Origin of the sequence: Aquimarina discodermiae (genome assembly GCF_040786235.1) — a bacterium.
Taxonomy (GTDB): Bacteria; Bacteroidota; Bacteroidia; order Flavobacteriales; family Flavobacteriaceae; genus Aquimarina.
The window spans coordinates 1-19,357 of record NZ_JBFMKP010000022.1 but is presented as its reverse complement, the minus strand read 5'-3'; the positions used below and the strand labels follow the sequence as shown (position 1 = coordinate 19,357).

The 19,357-nt window shown below is 34.9% G+C and carries 12 protein-coding genes and 1 pseudogene; 11 read left to right on the top strand and 2 right to left on the bottom strand.

Annotated elements, in window-relative coordinates:
• Positions 1-50 precede the first annotated feature (50 nt).
• The 10 genes and pseudogenes from ABW636_RS14865 (at position 51) to ABW636_RS14820 (ending at position 15,619) form a co-directional block, all read left to right on the top strand.
• Positions 51-1,331, top strand: a complete 1,281-nt coding sequence (locus tag ABW636_RS14865; RefSeq protein ID WP_367590855.1) for a UDP-N-acetylmuramoyl-tripeptide--D-alanyl-D-alanine ligase — start codon at positions 51-53, stop codon at positions 1,329-1,331.
• Positions 1,332-2,051: 720 nt separating this feature from the next.
• A complete protein-coding gene (locus tag ABW636_RS14860; RefSeq protein WP_367590854.1) occupies positions 2,052-5,345 on the top strand; it encodes a SusC/RagA family TonB-linked outer membrane protein in 3,294 nt (1,097 codons plus the stop codon).
• 3 nt (positions 5,346-5,348) lie between these two features.
• Positions 5,349-6,797: a SusD/RagB family nutrient-binding outer membrane lipoprotein gene (locus tag ABW636_RS14855; protein ID WP_367590853.1), complete on the top strand. Its 1,449-nt coding sequence runs from the start codon at positions 5,349-5,351 to the stop codon at positions 6,795-6,797.
• A gap of 304 nt (positions 6,798-7,101) precedes the next feature.
• Positions 7,102-7,252 (top strand): annotated as a pseudogene (locus ABW636_RS14850) (dihydrodipicolinate synthase family protein); the annotation flags it as partial.
• 173 nt (positions 7,253-7,425) lie between these two features.
• Positions 7,426-9,009 (top strand): aldehyde dehydrogenase (NADP(+)), encoded by a 1,584-nt coding sequence (locus ABW636_RS14845; protein ID WP_367590852.1) that lies wholly within the window; start codon positions 7,426-7,428, stop codon positions 9,007-9,009.
• Positions 9,010-9,069: 60 nt separating this feature from the next.
• Positions 9,070-10,800 carry a DUF885 domain-containing protein gene (locus ABW636_RS14840; RefSeq protein ID WP_367590851.1) on the top strand — a complete coding sequence of 577 codons (1,731 nt, stop codon included), beginning with the start codon at positions 9,070-9,072 and terminating at the stop codon, positions 10,798-10,800.
• Positions 10,801-10,814: 14 nt separating this feature from the next.
• Positions 10,815-11,825 (top strand): 4-hydroxyproline epimerase, encoded by a 1,011-nt coding sequence (locus tag ABW636_RS14835; RefSeq protein ID WP_367590850.1) that lies wholly within the window; start codon positions 10,815-10,817, stop codon positions 11,823-11,825.
• Between the two features lie 5 nt (positions 11,826-11,830).
• Positions 11,831-13,078 carry an NAD(P)/FAD-dependent oxidoreductase gene (locus ABW636_RS14830; protein ID WP_367590849.1) on the top strand — a complete coding sequence of 416 codons (1,248 nt, stop codon included), beginning with the start codon at positions 11,831-11,833 and terminating at the stop codon, positions 13,076-13,078.
• Position 13,079: 1 nt separating this feature from the next.
• Entirely contained in the window at positions 13,080-14,393 is a 1,314-nt protein-coding gene (locus tag ABW636_RS14825) for an aminopeptidase P N-terminal domain-containing protein (protein WP_367590848.1), read from the top strand.
• Positions 14,390-15,619: a M24 family metallopeptidase gene (locus tag ABW636_RS14820; RefSeq protein WP_367590847.1), complete on the top strand. Its 1,230-nt coding sequence runs from the start codon at positions 14,390-14,392 to the stop codon at positions 15,617-15,619. The genes ABW636_RS14825 and ABW636_RS14820 overlap by 4 nt, the downstream gene beginning before the upstream one ends.
• Before the next feature lie 64 nt (positions 15,620-15,683).
• Here the strand turns inward: ABW636_RS14820 and ABW636_RS14815 are convergent, their stop codons facing one another.
• Positions 15,684-16,742 (bottom strand): proline racemase family protein, encoded by a 1,059-nt coding sequence (locus tag ABW636_RS14815; RefSeq protein ID WP_367590846.1) that lies wholly within the window; start codon positions 16,740-16,742, stop codon positions 15,684-15,686.
• The gene (gene lhpI / locus ABW636_RS14810; RefSeq protein ID WP_367590845.1) at positions 16,735-17,694 is read right to left on the bottom strand and encodes a bifunctional Delta(1)-pyrroline-2-carboxylate/Delta(1)-piperideine-2-carboxylate reductase; all 960 of its coding nucleotides are present in this window, start codon (positions 17,692-17,694) and stop codon (positions 16,735-16,737) included. Before lhpI ends, ABW636_RS14815 begins: the two co-directional genes overlap by 8 nt.
• 139 nt (positions 17,695-17,833) lie before the next feature.
• Between lhpI and ABW636_RS14805 the strand changes: the two genes are divergently transcribed.
• Complete coding sequence (locus tag ABW636_RS14805; protein ID WP_367590844.1) at positions 17,834-19,195, top strand: S28 family serine protease; 1,362 nt, start codon at positions 17,834-17,836, stop codon at positions 19,193-19,195.
• The last annotated feature ends 162 nt before the right edge of the window (positions 19,196-19,357 follow it).

Below are 19,357 nucleotides of genomic sequence, written 5' to 3'. Positions count from 1 at the left end.
AAGCCCTGCATACAAAATATGACAGGGCTTTTTAATACTTGTAGACCACAATGACCATTAGCCAAATTCACAAACTGTTCTTAGAAAACAATAGCATCTGTACCGATACTAGAAAAATTAAACCTAACGACATCTTCTTTGCCTTGAAAGGAGAAAATTTTAACGGAAATGAATATGCCAATAAAGCGTTAGAACTAGGCGCTATGTATTCTATAATAGACGAACCAAAATTTAACACTTCTAAAAAACACATCCTTGTTGAAGACGCGTTAAAAACACTTCAAGATCTTGCTCAATATCACAGAAAATACTTAAACACCCCTATAATTGCCCTTACTGGCAGTAACGGAAAGACCACTACAAAAGAGCTAATCCATTGCGTATTAGCCTCAAAATTTAACACCACAGCAACTTTTGGCAACCTAAACAACCATATTGGTGTTCCATTAACACTCCTATCAATGGACAAAAACACTCAAATTGGCATTATAGAAATGGGAGCAAATCATATAGGTGAAATTGACTTTTTATGCAATATAGCTCTACCAGATTATGGCTATATCACTAACATTGGTAAAGCGCATCTGGAAGGATTTAAAAGCATAGAAGGCGTTTTAAAGGGAAAAACTGAACTCTACAGACACTTAGAAAAGAATCATAAATTAGCATTTCTAAACCTTGACGACAACAAATTAACCAAAGCCTCAAGCAACCTAAACACTTATAGCTTCTCTACTTCAAAAAAACACAGTGACACTACAATAACTCTAAAAAGTATATCTTCAAAAGTAGAGGTTACCTATAAAAACGAAATTATTAAAAGCAACCTAGTAGGATCTTACAACTATTCAAATATTGCAGCAGCAATAACCATAGGAGATTATTTCAAAATCCCTTCAAATAAAATAAAGGATGCTATAGAATCATACACCCCTTCAAATAACCGTTCTCAAATAATAAAAAAAGAAAACTACACTATTATTCTAGATGCATACAACGCAAACCCATCCAGCATGGAGGTAGCTATCGATAATTTTAACAACCAAAAAGAAGAATCAAAAATTGCTTTTTTAGGAGATATGTTTGAATTAGGCACAGAAGCACAGACAGAACACCAAAAAATTGTTAATCAAATCTGCAATACGACTGCAAAAGAAATCTACTTAATCGGAAATCTATTTTTCAACACCAAATCAACAGATCCACGTATCAAAAAATTCAAAACGTTTGAAGAACTTAGAATTGAAAAACAAGTAAAACTACAACATAACACCATCCTTATTAAAGGCTCAAGAGGAATGAAATTAGAAAGAATTGTAGACCTTTTATAAAAAATTTCATATCACAAATTTTACAATTGTGTTTACTGGACTACACTTACCTTTATTACCAATAAAAAGGTCTTACCACAATATCAAACACCAAAACCCGTCTTTACAACATAGAAAGCCCCTATTGAACGTACTTATAACCAGCCTTTTTAAACCAAAGTAACTTTACAGAAATTGTTAAAATACTATCACGAGTAATTTATCAATAATTCAATAATATCCCAAAATAATTGAAGCAACCAAAAAATAAAGAATATTTATCATTGGAAAATAAAAAAATTAGCAAAATAACCATAATAACCTTATGAGCACAAATGTTAATATTCTTCCAAGAATGTGTGTATATAATATCAACATTTGCCTTATAAATAAGATTAGCTCTTTTTGATGATACTAAAATACCTATGGGTAGTATTATATTCACTTTTATGGTGCTAGTGTCACATCTCTAGAATAAATTAGATGTCTACTAATAATAAATCGTTAAATATGAATTAAAAAAAAAGTTACCATTTCACATCCTAATCATTTTATAACTAATTTTAGGAGTAGTGTTTTTTTATCATTCGAACACTAAACAAAAGTGCATTATCTACTAGGATTAGAAAAAAGACAAACATCAATTTTAAAACGTTCATCTATTTCAAAAAACATTAAATGAAATTTTAGGAAAGCAATTAAAATCAAATTAATTATTTTAAACTTTAACATTACAAACTAATGAATACAAAGACTAATATTTCAGTTATACTGATGTTATTTTTTTGTGCTATAAGTTTTGCACAGGTAAAAACAATATCAGGTACAATAACAGAAGCTTCTGGCATCCCCCTTCCAGGAGTAAATATTTTAATCAAAGACACAAATACTGGGGCTTTATCCGATTTTGAAGGAAACTATTCTATCGAAGCAGAAGAAGGACAGATTCTTGTTTTTTCCTATATCGGTTTTCAATCCACAGAAATAACCTTAGGAACTGGAACCTCCATTAACGTACAAATGGAAGAAGACGAAACTTCACTAGACGAAGTAGTAGTAACTGCTTTGGGTATTAGCCGTTCTAAAAAATCTTTAGGGTATGCTGTACAAGATATCAAAGCAGAAGAAGTGAACACTGCAAAAGACGTAAATTTCGTAAATTCTTTATCAGGTAAACTTGCCGGTGTTAATATATCAAGAAACAATAACTTTGGTGGATCTACCAATGTTATTATTCGTGGATATACTTCATTAACAGGGAACAACCAACCTTTATTTGTGATCGACGGAACCCCTATTAGTAATCAATTAAACAACAGCGGCAACTCTGTAGAGGGTCGTGGAGGTTATGACTATGGTAATGCCGCATCTGATATTAACCCAGATGATATTGAAAGTATTAACGTTCTTAAAGGAGCTGCTGCTTCTGCTCTATATGGATCAAGAGCTGCCAACGGTGTAATTATTATCACTACTAAAAAAGGTATTACCAAAGATGGTATTGGTGTAACCATCAATTCCAATGTCACCTTTAGTAAATTTGATCCTGACACTTTTGCTCGTTATCAGAAAGAGTATGGTGGAGGCACTAATCAAACCTTTAGAGAGGGAACTATCGATGCAGATGGAGACGGCACAAATGACATAGTAGTTTACACCAATAGAGATGCGTCTTTTGGACCAAGGTTTAACCCTAACTTATCGGTATTCCAGTGGGATGCATTCTTACCAGACAACAAAAATTACAGAAAAGCTACTCCTTGGGTTGCTGCAAAAAATGATCCCACTGCTATCTTCCAAACAGGAGTTTTACTATCGAATAGTATAAGTTTAGATGGAAGTTCTGATAAAGGAAATTTCAGATTAGGGTTTACCGATGTTAACCAAACAGGTATATTACCCAATAGTAAGATACAACGAAGAACATTTACTTTTAGCGGAAGTCATAAGTTAACCGATAAACTAACAGCTAGCACAAAAATCACCTATACCAATAACGAAAGTAGAGGCAGGTTTGCTACCGGATATGATGAAAATAGTATTTTACCCGGTTTGAGACAATGGTATCAAACCAATGTTGATATTGAAGGTCAAAGAGAAGCATATTTTAACTCAAGAGAGAATGCTTCTTGGAATTTACGTACTTCTCAACTTACTTCTGACAACCCGTATACTAATAGACCTCAATATTGGGATAATCCATTTTGGACACTTTATGAAAACTATCAAACGGACGGTAGAGATCGCGTATTTGGTAACATAGTACTTAATTACCAAGTAAACAACTGGTTCAATCTTACTGCTCGAGTAACGATGGATCGTTTTGATGAACTACGAGAAGAAAGAGTAAATACAGGTAGTTTTAATCAAGACGAATACAACAGATACAATGCCGCATTTAGAGAAATGAACTATGATTTGATCAGTAACTTTAACTATGATTTTTCTGAAAAACTTAATTTCACAGGTTTATTAGGAATAAATTTAGTTAGACAGAATTTCAGTTCTATCTTTTCTGAAACAAACGGAGGGCTTAAAATACCTAGATATTATGCTTTGGAAAACTCAAAAGATCCATTAGGACTACCAACAGAAAGAGAAAATGCATCTGGAATTAATGGATATTACGCTAGTGCTTCTTTTGGATATGATAATTTATTGTATTTGGATACAACTTTAAGAAGAGACCAGTCTTCAACATTACCTAAAAACGATAATGTTTATTGGTACCCTTCTATTTCTACAAGTTTTGTCTTTTCAAACGTTCTTGAAACCCCTTGGTTAGATTTCGGTAAATTAAGGTTAAATTACGCTGAGGTTGGTAAATCACCAGACCCTTTAAGGCTTCAAGAATACTTTAGTTTTGGCAACAACTTTAATGACCAAGCAACCATATCTAGGCCAAACCGTAGAAATAACACAGAAATAAAAAGAGAACTTACCAAAAGTTATGAAGTAGGTCTTGAAGCTCTTTTTTTAAAAAAAAGATTAGGATTTGACGTCAGTGCTTACCAAACCAATTCTGAAGATCAAATTACTCCACTCGAAGTATCCTATTCAACAGGCTATTCTACAAAAGTCGTGAATGCTGGAGAAATCGAAAACAAAGGTGTTGAGCTTAGCCTTACAGGTTCACCTATAAAGACAAAAAATTTCGAATGGTCCGTCAACATAAACTGGAGTACTTACACGAGTGAAGTCGTTTCCTTACCTCCAGGCGCAACGAATTTAAATATTAGCGGCGGAACCTTACAAAATGGCATCACCGTAAATGCTGCTGCAGGAGAACCTTACGGGACCATTCGCGGTACCGCCTTTAGAAAATTAAATGGACAAAATGTTATAGACCCTATAAGGGGGCGTTACGAATTTCAATTAACCGAGGACGGTGCTATCGATGAAAATGTGATTATAGGTAACATCATTCCAGATTGGAATGGAGGTATCAACAATACCGTTAAATACAAAAATTTAAGTCTTAGTTTTCTAATTGATATTCAAAAAGGTGGAGATGTTTATTCTTTAGATCATGCTTATGGTGCCTCTACCGGTATTTTTGACAATAGTGTTGGCTTAAATGACCTAGGAAACCCTATAAGAGACCCCTTAACAAACGACTCAACTAGCGGAGGAATTATCCTGGATGGAGTTTTAGCGAATGGAACTAAAAACAATGTAAGAACTGTCTACGGCGGCGGCGGTAATAGAATTACTGATTCTAATGGCATCAGATATAATGACAACAACCCTTATACTGCTTGGGTTGCCCCTGATGAGTACCATGTATACGATGCTTCTTACGTTAAATTAAGAGAAGTAATTTTATCTTATTCACTACCCAAAGTTTTACTAACTAGACTTCCTATCACAGGCGCAACTATTTCGGCAATTGGAAGAAATTTATGGATTATTGATAAAAACATTCCTTACTCTGACCCAGAAGCAGGATTAAGTGCTGGTAACCTTCAAGGGTTTCAATCATCAGCATATCCAACTGCTAAAGAATATGGTATAAACTTAAAAGTAAATTTCTAAAAAATGAAAAATAAAATATTATACATACTCATAGGTATGTTCACTATCATGTCTTGTAAAATTGACGATCTAAATGATAGCAGCAAAGAAGTAAAAATTGCCCCACCCGAATTTGTACTCACAAGCGCTCAAAAAAGCTTATTTGATGCACTAGTAACTCATGGGGTTTTTGAGAATCATTTCAGATTGTTTTCGCAATATTTTGCTGGAACAGATTTCTTATCTGACCAAACAAATTTCATCAATTTGAACAGTTTCCCTACTAATTTTTGGCTTGAACTAAACAGAAATGTTTTAAGTGACTTAGAATTAGCTTCACAAACATTAGCAGACAATCCAATAACAGGAGAACCTGTTGAAATTACTCAAAACAAAAATAGTATTTTAGAAGTCTTAAAAATTTTCACTTATCATGTTTTGGTTGATTCCTATGGAGATATTCCATATTCCGAAGCCATTGATATTGAAAATTTGACTCCAAAATATGACGATGCCAAGGATATTTACACAGATATTATTGCCCGTCTGGACAATGCAATTAATCTATTTGATTCTGGTTTTGGTTCTTTTGGTGAAGCTGATGTAATGTATCAAGGAGATATCTCTAAGTGGATCAAATTCGCTAATTCTTTAAAATTAAGATTGGCATTAAGAATTGCCGATGTAGATGGTACTAAAGCCTCTACAATGGCATCTGAAGCTGTTAATGGTGGAGTTTTCTCATCGAATGATGACAATGCCACATTAGCATATGAAGAAGCCAGCCCAAATCGAAATCCAGCTTGGTTTGAAATCATCAATAGAGGAAGAACGGACTATGTAGCTTCAGAAATTATAGTTAACACTATGCTCCCAATTAACGACCCTAGACTCTCTATTTATTTAGATGATAATGTATCTCCATTTGTAGGAGGTCCTTTTGGAAGCATCAATGAATACGAAGATTTCTCTCATATAGGAAGCGCAGTACTAAACCCATCTCAAGAAGGAGTAATAATGGACTATGCAGAAGTAGAGTTCCTACTTGCCGAAGCTGCTGAACGATCTTTGGCAGGAACCTCTACAGATGCCGAAGCGCATTATAACGCTGCTATTACTGCTTCACTTGAATATTGGGAAGCTACGGATGTTGATAACGACCCTAATACAGATGATGTAGCCATATACCTAGCAAATCCAGGCGTAGCATATACTACTGCATCAGGTACATGGCAAGAAAAAATAGGAACACAGAAATGGATTGCTCTTTTCAATCGAGGATTTGAAGGCTGGTCTTCTTACAGAAGATTAGGTTTTCCTGACCTACCAAATACTTCAGGAGGTAACCCAGTACCAAGAAGAGTTATCTATCCTATACGAGAATACAACACAAACAACAACAATGTATCTGGAGCCGCTTCAAAAATAGGTGGTGACTTATTAACCACTAAGGTTTTCTGGGATGCAAATTAATTTATAGAATTTCTTTAAAGTTTATTTATATAGCCAGTCCTCTCTTGATATTAGTATTAAGAGGGGATTTTTCTTTTACATTTTTTTAACAAAAAATCGTTTCAAATCTTAAAAAAACAAAAGTGAAATTTGATTTATTCACAAACCACATATAGAACAATTTAGCGCTATACTGAATAAATATTACTTAAAATAAGTATATTTTTTTTCACAGAAGTTAATATAACATCACTCTTGGATAATTTCTCAGTATCATTACCTCAAAATTCATAGTATATTTGCTAAAATTTATAAACAAACGATTATGCCAATAGTATGGCAAGGTGTAATGCCCGCAGTTACAACAAAATTTAAAGACGATGACACTTTAGATTTAGAAATGTTCGCGGTAAACATCAAGGCTCAATTAGATGCTGGTGTTACTGGTATTATTCTAGAAGGCATACTTGGTGAAGGACGTAAGAGAGTTCTTGAAATTATCGAAACTGGTGTTAAAAACAGACCAACTTTACCAAATTACAAAGAGTTAAATACGGTAGTAGGTTAAATAAATATTAAGCCTCAAAATATTGCTTATATTTAAGTTACCTTTACCATTACATAATTACTTTAAAAACTATTGATCGACATGATAACTGGAAAAAACTATATAGGAAATAAATTATCCGCGACAGGATCTGTTTCCCATAGAACATTCAATCCAAAACTCAATATTGAGAACGATTGTGATTTTTTTGAGGCTACTTTAGAAGAAGTAGAAGAAGCTGTAGAATTAGCTAATAAAGCTTTTAAAGAATATAGAAATATATCGGGTGCTAAAAGAGCTGAATTCTTAAATGCAATAGCTGATGAAATATTAGCATTAGGTGATGAGTTGACACAAATGTACACTTCAGAATCTGGATTGCCAGAAGGAAGAGCTAATGGAGAAAGAGGTCGTACTGTATTTCAACTAAGAGCCTTTGCCGAGTTGGTTTCTAACGAAGGATGGAGAGAAAATGTAATTGATACTGCAGATGCAAAACGTGAGCCAGCTCCCAAACCAGATCTTAGAAAAACTAATATTCCTTTAGGTCCCGTAGTAGTATTCGCTGCAAGTAATTTCCCATTAGCATTTTCTACTGCAGGAGGAGATACCGCCAGTGCACTAGCTGCAGGTTGCCCAGTGATAGTTAAATCTCATTCTATGCATGCAGGTACAGGTGAGTTAGTAGCTTCTGCAATTATAAAAGCTGCTGAAAAAACTGGAATGCCAAACGGTGTATTTTCTAATATTGCAGGAAGCGGAAGAGTTGTTGGTGCTGCGTTGGTAAAACATCCAAATGTGAAAGCTGTTGGTTTTACAGGAAGTATTGCCGGAGGAAGAGCATTATTTAACCTTGCCGCAGAAAGAGAAGAGCCAATCCCTGTTTTTGCAGAGATGGGTAGTATTAATCCAGTAGTAGTTACTCCAGCAGCAATCGCTGCCAGAGCAACAGAAATTGCAGATACTTATGCTGGTTCTATTACTATGGGAACAGGACAGTTCTGTACTAACCCTGGGTTAATCCTTACTATTGACGGTGAAGACACAAGAGATTTCATCAAGGATTTAGCAGAAAAAACAACAGCCATTGCACCACAATGTATGTTGCACCCAAATATCAAAAGAGATTTTGTTAAGAACGGTGCCTCTGTATCCTCTCAATCTGGTGTTGAAGTTGTAGCAGCAGTATCCGAAGAGATTGAGCCTAATTATGCTCCTACTCAAATTTCGGCTGTTTCTGGCACAGACTTTTTAACCAACCCAAAAATGCATCAAGAAGTTTTTGGACCGTTCTCACTGGTTGTTAGAAGCAAAGATGAAGCTGAGCTTATCGAGATTATCGATAGCCTTGAAGGACAATTAACAGGAACGATTTTGGCTGAAGAATCTGATTACAAAAATTTAGGTGGTGTTGTTGATGCTCTTCAAAATAGAGTTGGACGTATCATTTTAAATGGTGTTCCTACCGGAGTAGAAGTTGCACCTTCTATGACGCATGGTGGACCATACCCAGCATCATCAGATTCGAGATTCTCTGCAGTAGGTATTAATTCTATTAAGCGTTGGGTAAGACCTTTTAGCTACCAGAATTGGCCAAATGAATTATTACCAGATGCGCTTAAAAATGAAAATCCAGATGGAATATATAGATTGGTAAACAGTAAACAATCTAATACTAATATCTAATTTTCGTTATCAAAAGAGTTCTCTACATAGAGTTGTTATAAATTATGATTCTTAAAAGGCATGAAACTTTATAATACCATTGGAATATTAATCCTAGTAATAAGTTTTAGCTGCCAAAAAAAAACGGAGAAAACTCCAAGCGAAACATTAGCATATATTTCCACAGAAATTAATGACCAAAAAGGATACGACGAAGAGTCGTATCCTTTAGGTCTTTTTACCAAAGAACATTATCAACAAGAAGCCGATTTTGCTCAAAAAAAAATTAAGGAGCTAAACGCTATAGAAAAAGATCGACTTTCAGAATCAGATCAAATTTCTCTTGATCTTCATTTATTTACACTTCAGGAAAAAGTAGATCACTATAAATTCGAATCTTATTTAAATCCATTATTATCTGACGCTGGTTTTCATAATGATCTTATTTATCAAGTAAAACCGCTTACCAATCAAGATCAGGTAAAAAAATACATTACTACCTTACAAGCAATACCACAATTTGTAGACCAACACATTGTATTACTTAGAGAAGGGCTTTCTAAAGGTATCTCACAACCCAAAGTTATTTTTAAAGGTTATGAGTCATCATACAACAAACATATTGTAGACACTATAGAAAATAGTTTTTTTTATTCTCCTTTTAAAAAGCTACCAATCGATCTTACCAATACCCAAAAAGATTCTATACGTCTTGTTGTTAAACAAATATTAACAGATAGTGTTATCCCACAATTCAAAAAAATAAAAACTTTTTTTGAAACCGAGTATTTACCAAATACCAGAAAACAAATTGGTGTTTCTAAAATACCAAATGGAGCAGCCTATTATCAAAATAGAATTAACTACTATACCACCAGTATACAATATAATGCAGAAAAGATACACTCTATTGGATTAAACGAAGTTGCACGTATCAAAAAAGAAATGCTAGCCATTATAAAAGAAACTAATTTCAAGGGAAGCTTTTCAGAATTCATATCATTTTTAAGAACAGATCAACAATTTTATGCAAAAACAGGTGATGAATTATTAAAGGAAGCCAGAAACATATGTAAAAAGGTAGATGCTCAACTTCCTCGATTTTTCAAAACTTTACCCAGAAAACCATATGGCGTAGCCCCGGTTCCTGATGCAATTGCCCCCAAATACACCAGCGGGCGATATGTAGGCTCTGATCAAGATACAGAACCAGGATACTATTGGGTAAATACGCACAACTTATCTAGTAGACCATTGTATACTCTCCCAGCTCTTAGTGTACATGAAGCCGTTCCTGGACATCATTTACAAGGATCACTTAATAACGAATTAGGAGATTCTATCCCTCAATTCAGAAAAGATCTTTATTTATCTGCGTACGGCGAAGGTTGGGCGCTGTATACAGAATACCTAGCAGAAGAAATGGGAATATATACAAACTCGTATGAGCAGTTTGGGAAACTAACCTATGAAATGTGGAGAGCATGTAGACTGGTTGTAGATACCGGGATTCATGCAAAAGACTGGTCAAGAGATCAAGTTATTGATTTTTTATCTACTAATACTGCATTATCTTTGCACGAGATAAACACAGAAACCGATAGATATATTGCATGGCCAGGACAGGCATTGTCTTATAAAATCGGGGAGTTAAAAATACGCGAACTAAGAGTACTGGCTCAAGAAGAACTGAAAGACAAATTCGATATTCGAGAGTTTCATGAAACTATTCTGGAACAAGGTACTGTAACGTTGCCCATATTAGAAAAAAGAATAATTGAATATATAAATTACAAGAAAGAAAAATACTAGAAAAAGATATAAGAATGAGTAGAACAACGTACAAATGTATTGACGCCCATACTTGCGGGAACCCTGTAAGAGTGGTTACTACAGGTAGACCTGATCTAAAAGGAAATACAATGAGTGAAAAACGCCAACATTTCTTAAAAGAATATGATTGGATCAGAAAAGGGTTAATGTACGAACCTAGAGGTCACGATATGATGAGTGGGAGTTTTTTATTTGAACCTCACAATCCAGAAAATGATTTTGCTATCCTTTTTATAGAAACCTCTGGATGTTTACCTATGTGCGGACACGGAACCATAGGAACCATCACTATTGCTGTAGAAGAAGGACTTGTTACTCCAAAAGTGCCCGGTAAGATTAGAATGGAAGCTCCTGCCGGATTGGTAGAAATAGAATATCAACAAACTAATAATAAAGTTGACTGGGTTAAATTAACAAACGTTAAATCTTATTTGGCAGCAGAAGGATTAACTGTTGATTGTCCAGAATTAGGAGAAATCACTTTTGATGTTGCTTATGGAGGAAATTACTATGCAATTGTAGATCCACAAAAAAACTTTAGTGGTGTTCATGATTTTACGGCCAGTAAATTAATTCAATACTCGCAGGTAGTACGAGAAAGAATTAACGAAAAATATCCCGATCATTTCATTCACCCAGAAAATGAAACCATTAGAGACGTAAGTCACATGCTGTGGACAGGTGATCCTATCGATCCAACCTCTTCGGGTAGAAATGCGGTTTTTTATGGAGATAAAGCTATTGACAGATCTCCTTGTGGCACAGGAACTTCTGCACGAATTGCGCAGTTATATGCCAAAGGAAAATTGAAAAAGGGAGATGAGTTTGTGCACGAAAGCTTTATTGGGTCTAAATTTATCGGAAGAATCGAAGAAGAAACCGAATTAGATGGTAAAAAAGCTATCATTCCTAGTGTTCAAGGTTGGGCAAAAGTATATGGCTACAATACAATTATTATTGACGATGAAGACGATCCATATGCACATGGATTTCAGGTAATTTAACAATTATGGCAAAAGAAGTAACAATTATAGGAGGCGGAATCATTGGTTTGAGTTCTGCATATTACCTACAAAAAGAGGGACACAACGTAACCGTTGTTGATAAATCTGATATTACAAAAGGAGCATCTTTTGTGAATGCCGGATATATCACACCAAGCCACTTTATTCCTTTAGCGGCTCCGGGAATGATTACCAAAGGAATTAAATGGATGTTTAATTCTTCTAGTCCGTTTTACGTAAAACCAAGATTAGATAAAGATTTTATAAAATGGTCCTGGGCCTTTAGAAAATCATCTTCAAAAGCCAAAGTAGAAAAGGCAATTCCGGTTATAAAAGACATTAATCTTTTAGGAAGAGCTTTGTATGAAGATCTAAAAGAATCGAATGAATTTGATTTTCATTATGAGCGTAAAGGACTGCTTATGATGTATCAAACAGAAAAAGCAGGCGAAGAAGAATGGAAAGTAGGGCAACGTGGTATTGTAGAAGGCCTTAATGTAACCAACCTATCTAGAGAGGAAGTTAAAAAACACGAACCTAACATTGACCTTAATATCAAAGGAGCTGTATATTATGACTCTGATGCTCATATGACTCCTCATGAATTTATGAAGGATATGATGGCATATCTTAAATCGAAAGGAGTTACATTTTACACCAACGAAGAAGTAACAGATATCTCTATTTCTAATCAAAACATTAGTGAAGTACAAACTGCAAATAGAACTATAAAAGCCGACGAAGTAGTTATTGCCGCTGGTTCCTGGAGTCCTTTATTAACTAAAAAATTAGGCGTTAATGTACCTGTACAAGCAGGTAAAGGATATCGAATTAATGTTGACAGACCTACAGGAATTGAAACTCCTGCCATTCTATTAGAAGCAAAAGTTGCTGTTACACCTATGAATGGATTTACCCGATTTGCAGGAACTATGGAGATTGGTGGTATCAATCACAATATCAACCCAGCTCGTGTAAATGCTATTGCCAATGCTGCAAAATCTTACTACAATGGTTTAGAAATTAAACAACCTGAAATAGAAAACGCAGATTGCGGCCTTAGACCTTGTTCACCAGATGGGTTGCCATACATTGGTAGAACCAAAAAATACAAAAACCTAACTATTGCTACAGGTCATGCTATGATGGGATGGAGTTTAGGTCCTGTAACAGGTAAATTAGTTTCAGAAGTTGTTTCTGACAAAAAAACATCATTAAACCTTAATCCATTTAATCCAGATAGGACATTCTAATATGCGTTATGATCCAATACCCAATACGCTGTTTATAGCAAACAGAAGTAACTTCTCTTCTAAAATGAAAGAGAATACAGTAGCCATTCTTACATCTAATGACATAAAACATACCAATGCAGATGATGTAATGGGCTTTGCACAAAACAATGATTTGTTTTATTTATCGGGAATAGATCAAGAGGATACCATTTTAGTGCTTTATCCACATGCATTTAAACCCGAAAACAGAGAAATTCTGTTTATAAAAGAAACCAATGAGCATATAAAAATATGGGATGGTGAAAAGTTAACCAAAGAACAAGCACATCGAATTTCTGGGGTTAAACGAATCGAATGGGTACATGACTTTGAAAAAGTACTACAACTTATGGCATTCGAAGCAGATGGGTTTTATCTAGGACATAATGAACACATCAAAAGAGTTACCAACTTGCAACAAACACAACAAGACAGAATGATTCATTGGTGTAAAGAAAAGTACCCTTTACACCAATACCATAGGGTTGCAAAAATAACTCGAGTGTTACGTCCTGTTAAGTCCGACCAGGAAGTTAAACTTGTTCAAAAAGCAGCGGATATTAGTGTTGAAGGGTTTCATAGAGTATTAAAAACTGTAAAACCTAACTGTAAAGAATATGAGTTAGAAGCAGAGCTCACCTATACATTGGTTAAAAATGGAGGTACTCGGCACGCTTTTAAACCCATTGTAGCATCGGGAAAAAATGCTTGTGCCCTACATTATAATACAAACGATAATGTTTGTAAAGATGGGGACATGATTTTATTGGATTTTGGAGTCTGTTATGCCAATTATAATAGTGATACAACTCGTTGCATCCCTGTAAACGGAAAATTTTCTGATAGACAAAGAGCAATTTATTCAGCGGTATTACATTGCTTAAAAGAAGGTAGTAAGCTTTTAAAACCTGGAGTACATTTTACAGAGTATGAGAAGCAAATGGCTACATTGGTAGAAGAGCAACTCATCAAACTTGGATTATTAAAGACTTCTGATGTAGCGACTCAAAATCCTGACCAACCTTTGTATAAAAAATATTTTATGCACGGTACTGCCCATCACCTTGGGTTAGATGTGCATGATGTCGGGCTTTACAGAACTATTGAAGCCGGCATGGTACTCACCTGCGAACCTGGAATTTACATCCCAGAAGAAGGCATAGGATGTCGCTTAGAAAATGACTATCTAATTACCAAAACAGGAAACATAAATCTAACACATGCAATGCCCATCGAAATAGATGAAATTGAAACACTAATGGAGGCATCGCATTATATACAAAAAACATCATGAATACATTAGGAATAGGTGGTTCTACCATCGAGAAAGAATTAAATGCTATACAACCAAAAGCTCATCTTGCAAAACCAATCGAAAAAGAAGAATTCGAAGCAAGAGTAAGTAAGGCTTGTAAGCTTATGAAAGAGCAAAATATCCCTGCCGTTTATCTTCATGCAGGTACTAACTTGTACTACTTTACAGGAACGCGCTGGAACTCTAGCGAAAGAATGGTAGGTGCGTTATTATTTCCTGACGGAGAAGTGCATTATATTGGCCCACGATTTGAAGAAGGTACTATTTTAGATTTTATGCTTATAGAAGGGCCTGTACACTGTTGGGAGGAGCATGAAAGTCCATTTACTTTATTTGTTGACATCCTTAAAAAGAAGAATATTACTAGCGGCAACATCGCCATGGACGAGGCTACTCCTTTCTTTATTATAGATGGTATCTTAAAAGTACAAACATCATATCAGCTTGTAAATGCAAAACCAATAACTGCAGGATGCAGAATGATCAAATCCAAAGCAGAAATTGCTATCATGCAAGTTGCTATGGATATTACCATGGAGGTGCAAAAGGCGGCCGCAAGAATCTTGCGCCCAGGCATTAGTTCTAAAGAGGTTACAAACTTTATCCATGAAGCTCATAAAAGGTATGGTGCAACAGCTGGATCTTATTTTTGTATTGTATTATTTGGAGTAGATTCTTCTTTTCCTCACGGGGTAAAAACACCAAAAAACCTAGAGGAAAATGAAATTGTATTGATTGATACAGGGTGCGTATTACACGACTATATTTCTGATATTACCAGAACCTATGTATATGGTGAAATAAATGATTTACAAAGAAAAATATGGAATCTTGAAAAAGAGACACAGCATGCTGCTTTTGAAGCTGCTCAATTAGGAAAACCCTGTGCTGTAATTGACAATGCTTCTAGAAAAACATTAGAAGCTAATGGACTAGGACCAGATTATGAATTACCAGGTCTACCACATCGTACCGGGCACGGAATTGGATTAGACATTCATGAATGGCCATATATAGCCAGACACGAGGATGCAGTTCTTACATCAGGAATGTGTTTTAGTAATGAACCAATGATATGTGTACCGGACGAATTTGGAATTCGATTAGAAGACCATATTTACATGACAGAAGAAGGGCCAAAATGGTTTACAGAACCAGCTCATTCTATCGAAGATCCTTTTGGTGTAGGAGTTTCTGTATCCTAAACCAAACAAAAGTATATCAACTTAAAATCATCCAAATTTATATAAGTTTGGATGATTTTATTTTTTACCTCAAAATAAATCCATCTTTCATAGGGTCATCGGGATCTATTACAAAGGTATGTTTTCCTGTAATGTGTGCAGTTCCTTCTACCTGTGGGATTACTGCTTTAAAAGGGCCATAATCTTCTTCCGACACCACTGATCCCTTAAAAATAGAATTGGTGATACTTTCAATAGTCATGGTTTGTCCAAAGTCGATCTCACCTCTTTTTTTATGAATTGCCATACGACCAGAAATTCCAGATCCTGTAGGACTACGATCTACCTCTCCTTCTGCAAATACGCATACATTTCGACTATTGATTCCTTCATGTAATGCTTCACCAATGAATATGGTTCCGTATAAAAAACTAAGATCTTCTTCAAAAGGATGTATAATTTCGTTATCAACCTTCATAATCTCTTGTTTAATATTCATACCTGCTGTGATCAACTTCCTGTATGAACCTGGTGTAAGGTCAAAATCAAAATTATTTTTGGACATATCTATATATGCATAAAAAGCCCCACCATAGGCCAAATCATAAACCACCTCTCCTATTCCATCTACATCCACTTTTTTATCTAATGCCACTACAAAACTGGGTACGCAATAAAAGCGTACTCCACTAACTTCATTATCATTTACATAAGAAATTATACGACCACAAGGAGCATCTATTTTTATCATATTCTCTCCTTCAGAAAAATCGATCCAATTCATTTCTACGGCCAGGGTCGAGATTGCAATGATCGCATGACCACACATAGTACTATAACCTTCATTATGCAAAAATATAACTCCAAAATCTCCATCATCGTCATTTGGCGGTAATAAAATACAACCGTACATATCTGCATGACCTCTTGGCTCAAAGAGTAATGCTGTACGAAGATGATCATATCTCTCTTTACAATACCTTCTATAATCTAATACGGAATTGCCTTTTAGTGCCGGAAAACCATCGATGATTACTCTTAACGGTTCTCCACCTGTATGCATATCAATAGTCCTAATTTGTAACCAATTTTCTTTTGGTTGAAACTTGGTGTGCTTAAGAATGTTTTGATACACTTTACTCATTTGTATATTTATTATAGTAGTATGTTGCTGCAGCCAAATCTTCAAGGGCATGTCCTACAGACTTAAAAAATGTTATTTCTTGGGCATCTGTTCTTCCTTTTTTTACTCCAGAGCACAATTCAAATAAATCTGCTTTAATATCTTCTTCTTTTAAAACTCCTTCTTTCAAAGGCAAAACAATATCCCCACTTTCTTTAAGTCCTCCTTGATACGTATCTATAAATACCGAGGATTTCTTTACACAATTATTATCGGCTTCTCTGGTATCCTTTTTATAAGCTCCTACCAAATCGAGGTGTTGCCCTTCTTGTAAATACTCGCCAAAAACCAATGGAGTTCTAGACAAAGTAGCACAAGAAATAATATCGACTTGTCGAATTTTCTCTTCTATTGTTTCTACAGGTTCGATAATAAAATCTTCACTTTTTAAGTCTTCTGCAATCTTTTTGGCTTTATCAACACTTCTTCCCCATATATAAACTTTCTTTATTGGGCGTACACTTGCATGAGCTTTAATCAAATTTACAGAAAGTGCACCTGTACCAATCATCAATAAAGAAGAAGCATCTATTCTAGATAAGTACGAAGAAGCCAATGCTGATGCAGAAGCCGTTCGTTTAGCCGTTAGGCTTTTTGCTTCCATAATGGCTCTTATACTTCCTTTTACTGCATCAAGATATAAATAAGTACCTTGAATCGACGGTAGGTCAAATTGTCCATTTTCTGGACTAACAGTTACAATTTTCACTCCTGCTTCCTGACCAGGGTTCCAAGCTGGCATTAGTAACAATGTCGAATCCTCTTTAACAACCGGGTTAGGGAAGTCATGATGATGCCGCATCGGAACCTGAGTAGAATTAGAAGAAAATTTATTTTTAAGTTCTGTAATGAGCTCAACAAAATTAGTATTGTTCTCTATATAGTCCGAGTCTATTTGTAGTATTTTATCCATAGGATAAAAGTAATCAAATCTAATTTTTCAATACAATTTAACATTCCTTTGGGTCAAAATCATATTACATATAGATAATATAGTATTACCTAATAAAAGTGTCTTAAACTACCTTAGGAGCATTAAAAATTTATATGCAATGAAGCAAACAAAATACTTATTTATTTTTCTTTTAACTATTCTTTCTGTAACATCCTGTAAAGATTCTAAGCATGCATCGAAAGAGACGGATCAAACTGTTACAGAAGTTAGTTTTCTACAAAAAATCAAAGAACTTTTCCCTACAGCAGAAATAACAGCTTTAGAAAAAAGTGATCATTTTGCAGAAGTATACCAAATGATCTTAAAAGAACCTTTGGACCATAGTAATCCGACTGCGGGTAGTTTTGATCATTATGTTTACTTATCTCATGTGGATTACAATAAACCAACCGTAATTGTAACAGAAGGGTACTCTGCAAAACAGAGAACCAATGAACTAAGCAAAATACTAAAGTCAAATCAGGTAATTGTAGAATATCGTTTTTATGGTAAATCGAGACCAGAACCAATGCCTTGGAAATATCTGACCAATGACCAAGCTATTGAAGATTATCATGGATTGGTTACCAAGTTAAAATCTTTATACTCTAAAAAATGGATTTCTACAGGTATTAGTAAAGGAGGAGAAACTGTGCTAATCTACAAATCTAAATATCCAGAAGATATTGATGTCGCTGTCCCATATGTAGCTCCTTTAATTAATGGGCGTGAAGATGCAAGAACAGAAGAGCATATCAACAGTGTGGGAACCGAAGAATGTCGTGCAAAGGTTACAAAATTTCAACGCCTATTATTATCTAACAGAAAAGCAGTCTTAGCAGAAATAGAAAAGCACGCTACTGAAAAGAAAATGGGCTTTACGAAAGTATCTCAAGAAGAAGCTTTGGAGTATGCTGCTCTTGAGTTTCCATTTTCATTTTGGCAATGGGGAGGAAAGTGTGAAGATATTCCAGAAGAATCAGCTTCTGCAGAAGAACTTTTTAAATATGTAGACAAAATTGTAGGTATTAGCTTTTATAGTGACAAAACATATCACGATCTTCTCCCATCGTATTACCAACATATGCTAGAGTTAGGATATTATGGATTTGACACCACTCCTGTAAAAGATTTAATTAAAATCGTATTTGAACCTACTAATTTGAGATTTGCTCCAAAAGATGTCGAAATGACTTATAATCCAGAGTATATCAAAAATGTACGAGATTATGTAGAGAACAAAGGAAATCACATTTTATACATAAATGGAGAATATGATACCTGGGGAGCATGTGCTCCAACTCCTAAACCCAACGTTGATGCCTTAAAAATGGTTTTAAAAGGAGGAAGTCATAAAACCCGAATTAAACATTTTTCTCAAGAAGATCAGAAAAAAATATACGACAAACTACAAAGTTGGCTAGGAAGTGATGTAGAATTATCTCCTATATCAAAACCTGAGGAGTCTGTATCAAAATAATAAAATTTGATTAACCTTTGATCATATTCGAGGGTTATAATAAGAGGCTGTCTAAAAAGGCAGTCTTTTTTTTGTAGATTTTTGAGTTATTTTTTAACTTTAAGAATGAGTAGAAAAGTAGTTTTTAAGACCTATGATCAAGATCAGTTAAGTTTATTACCT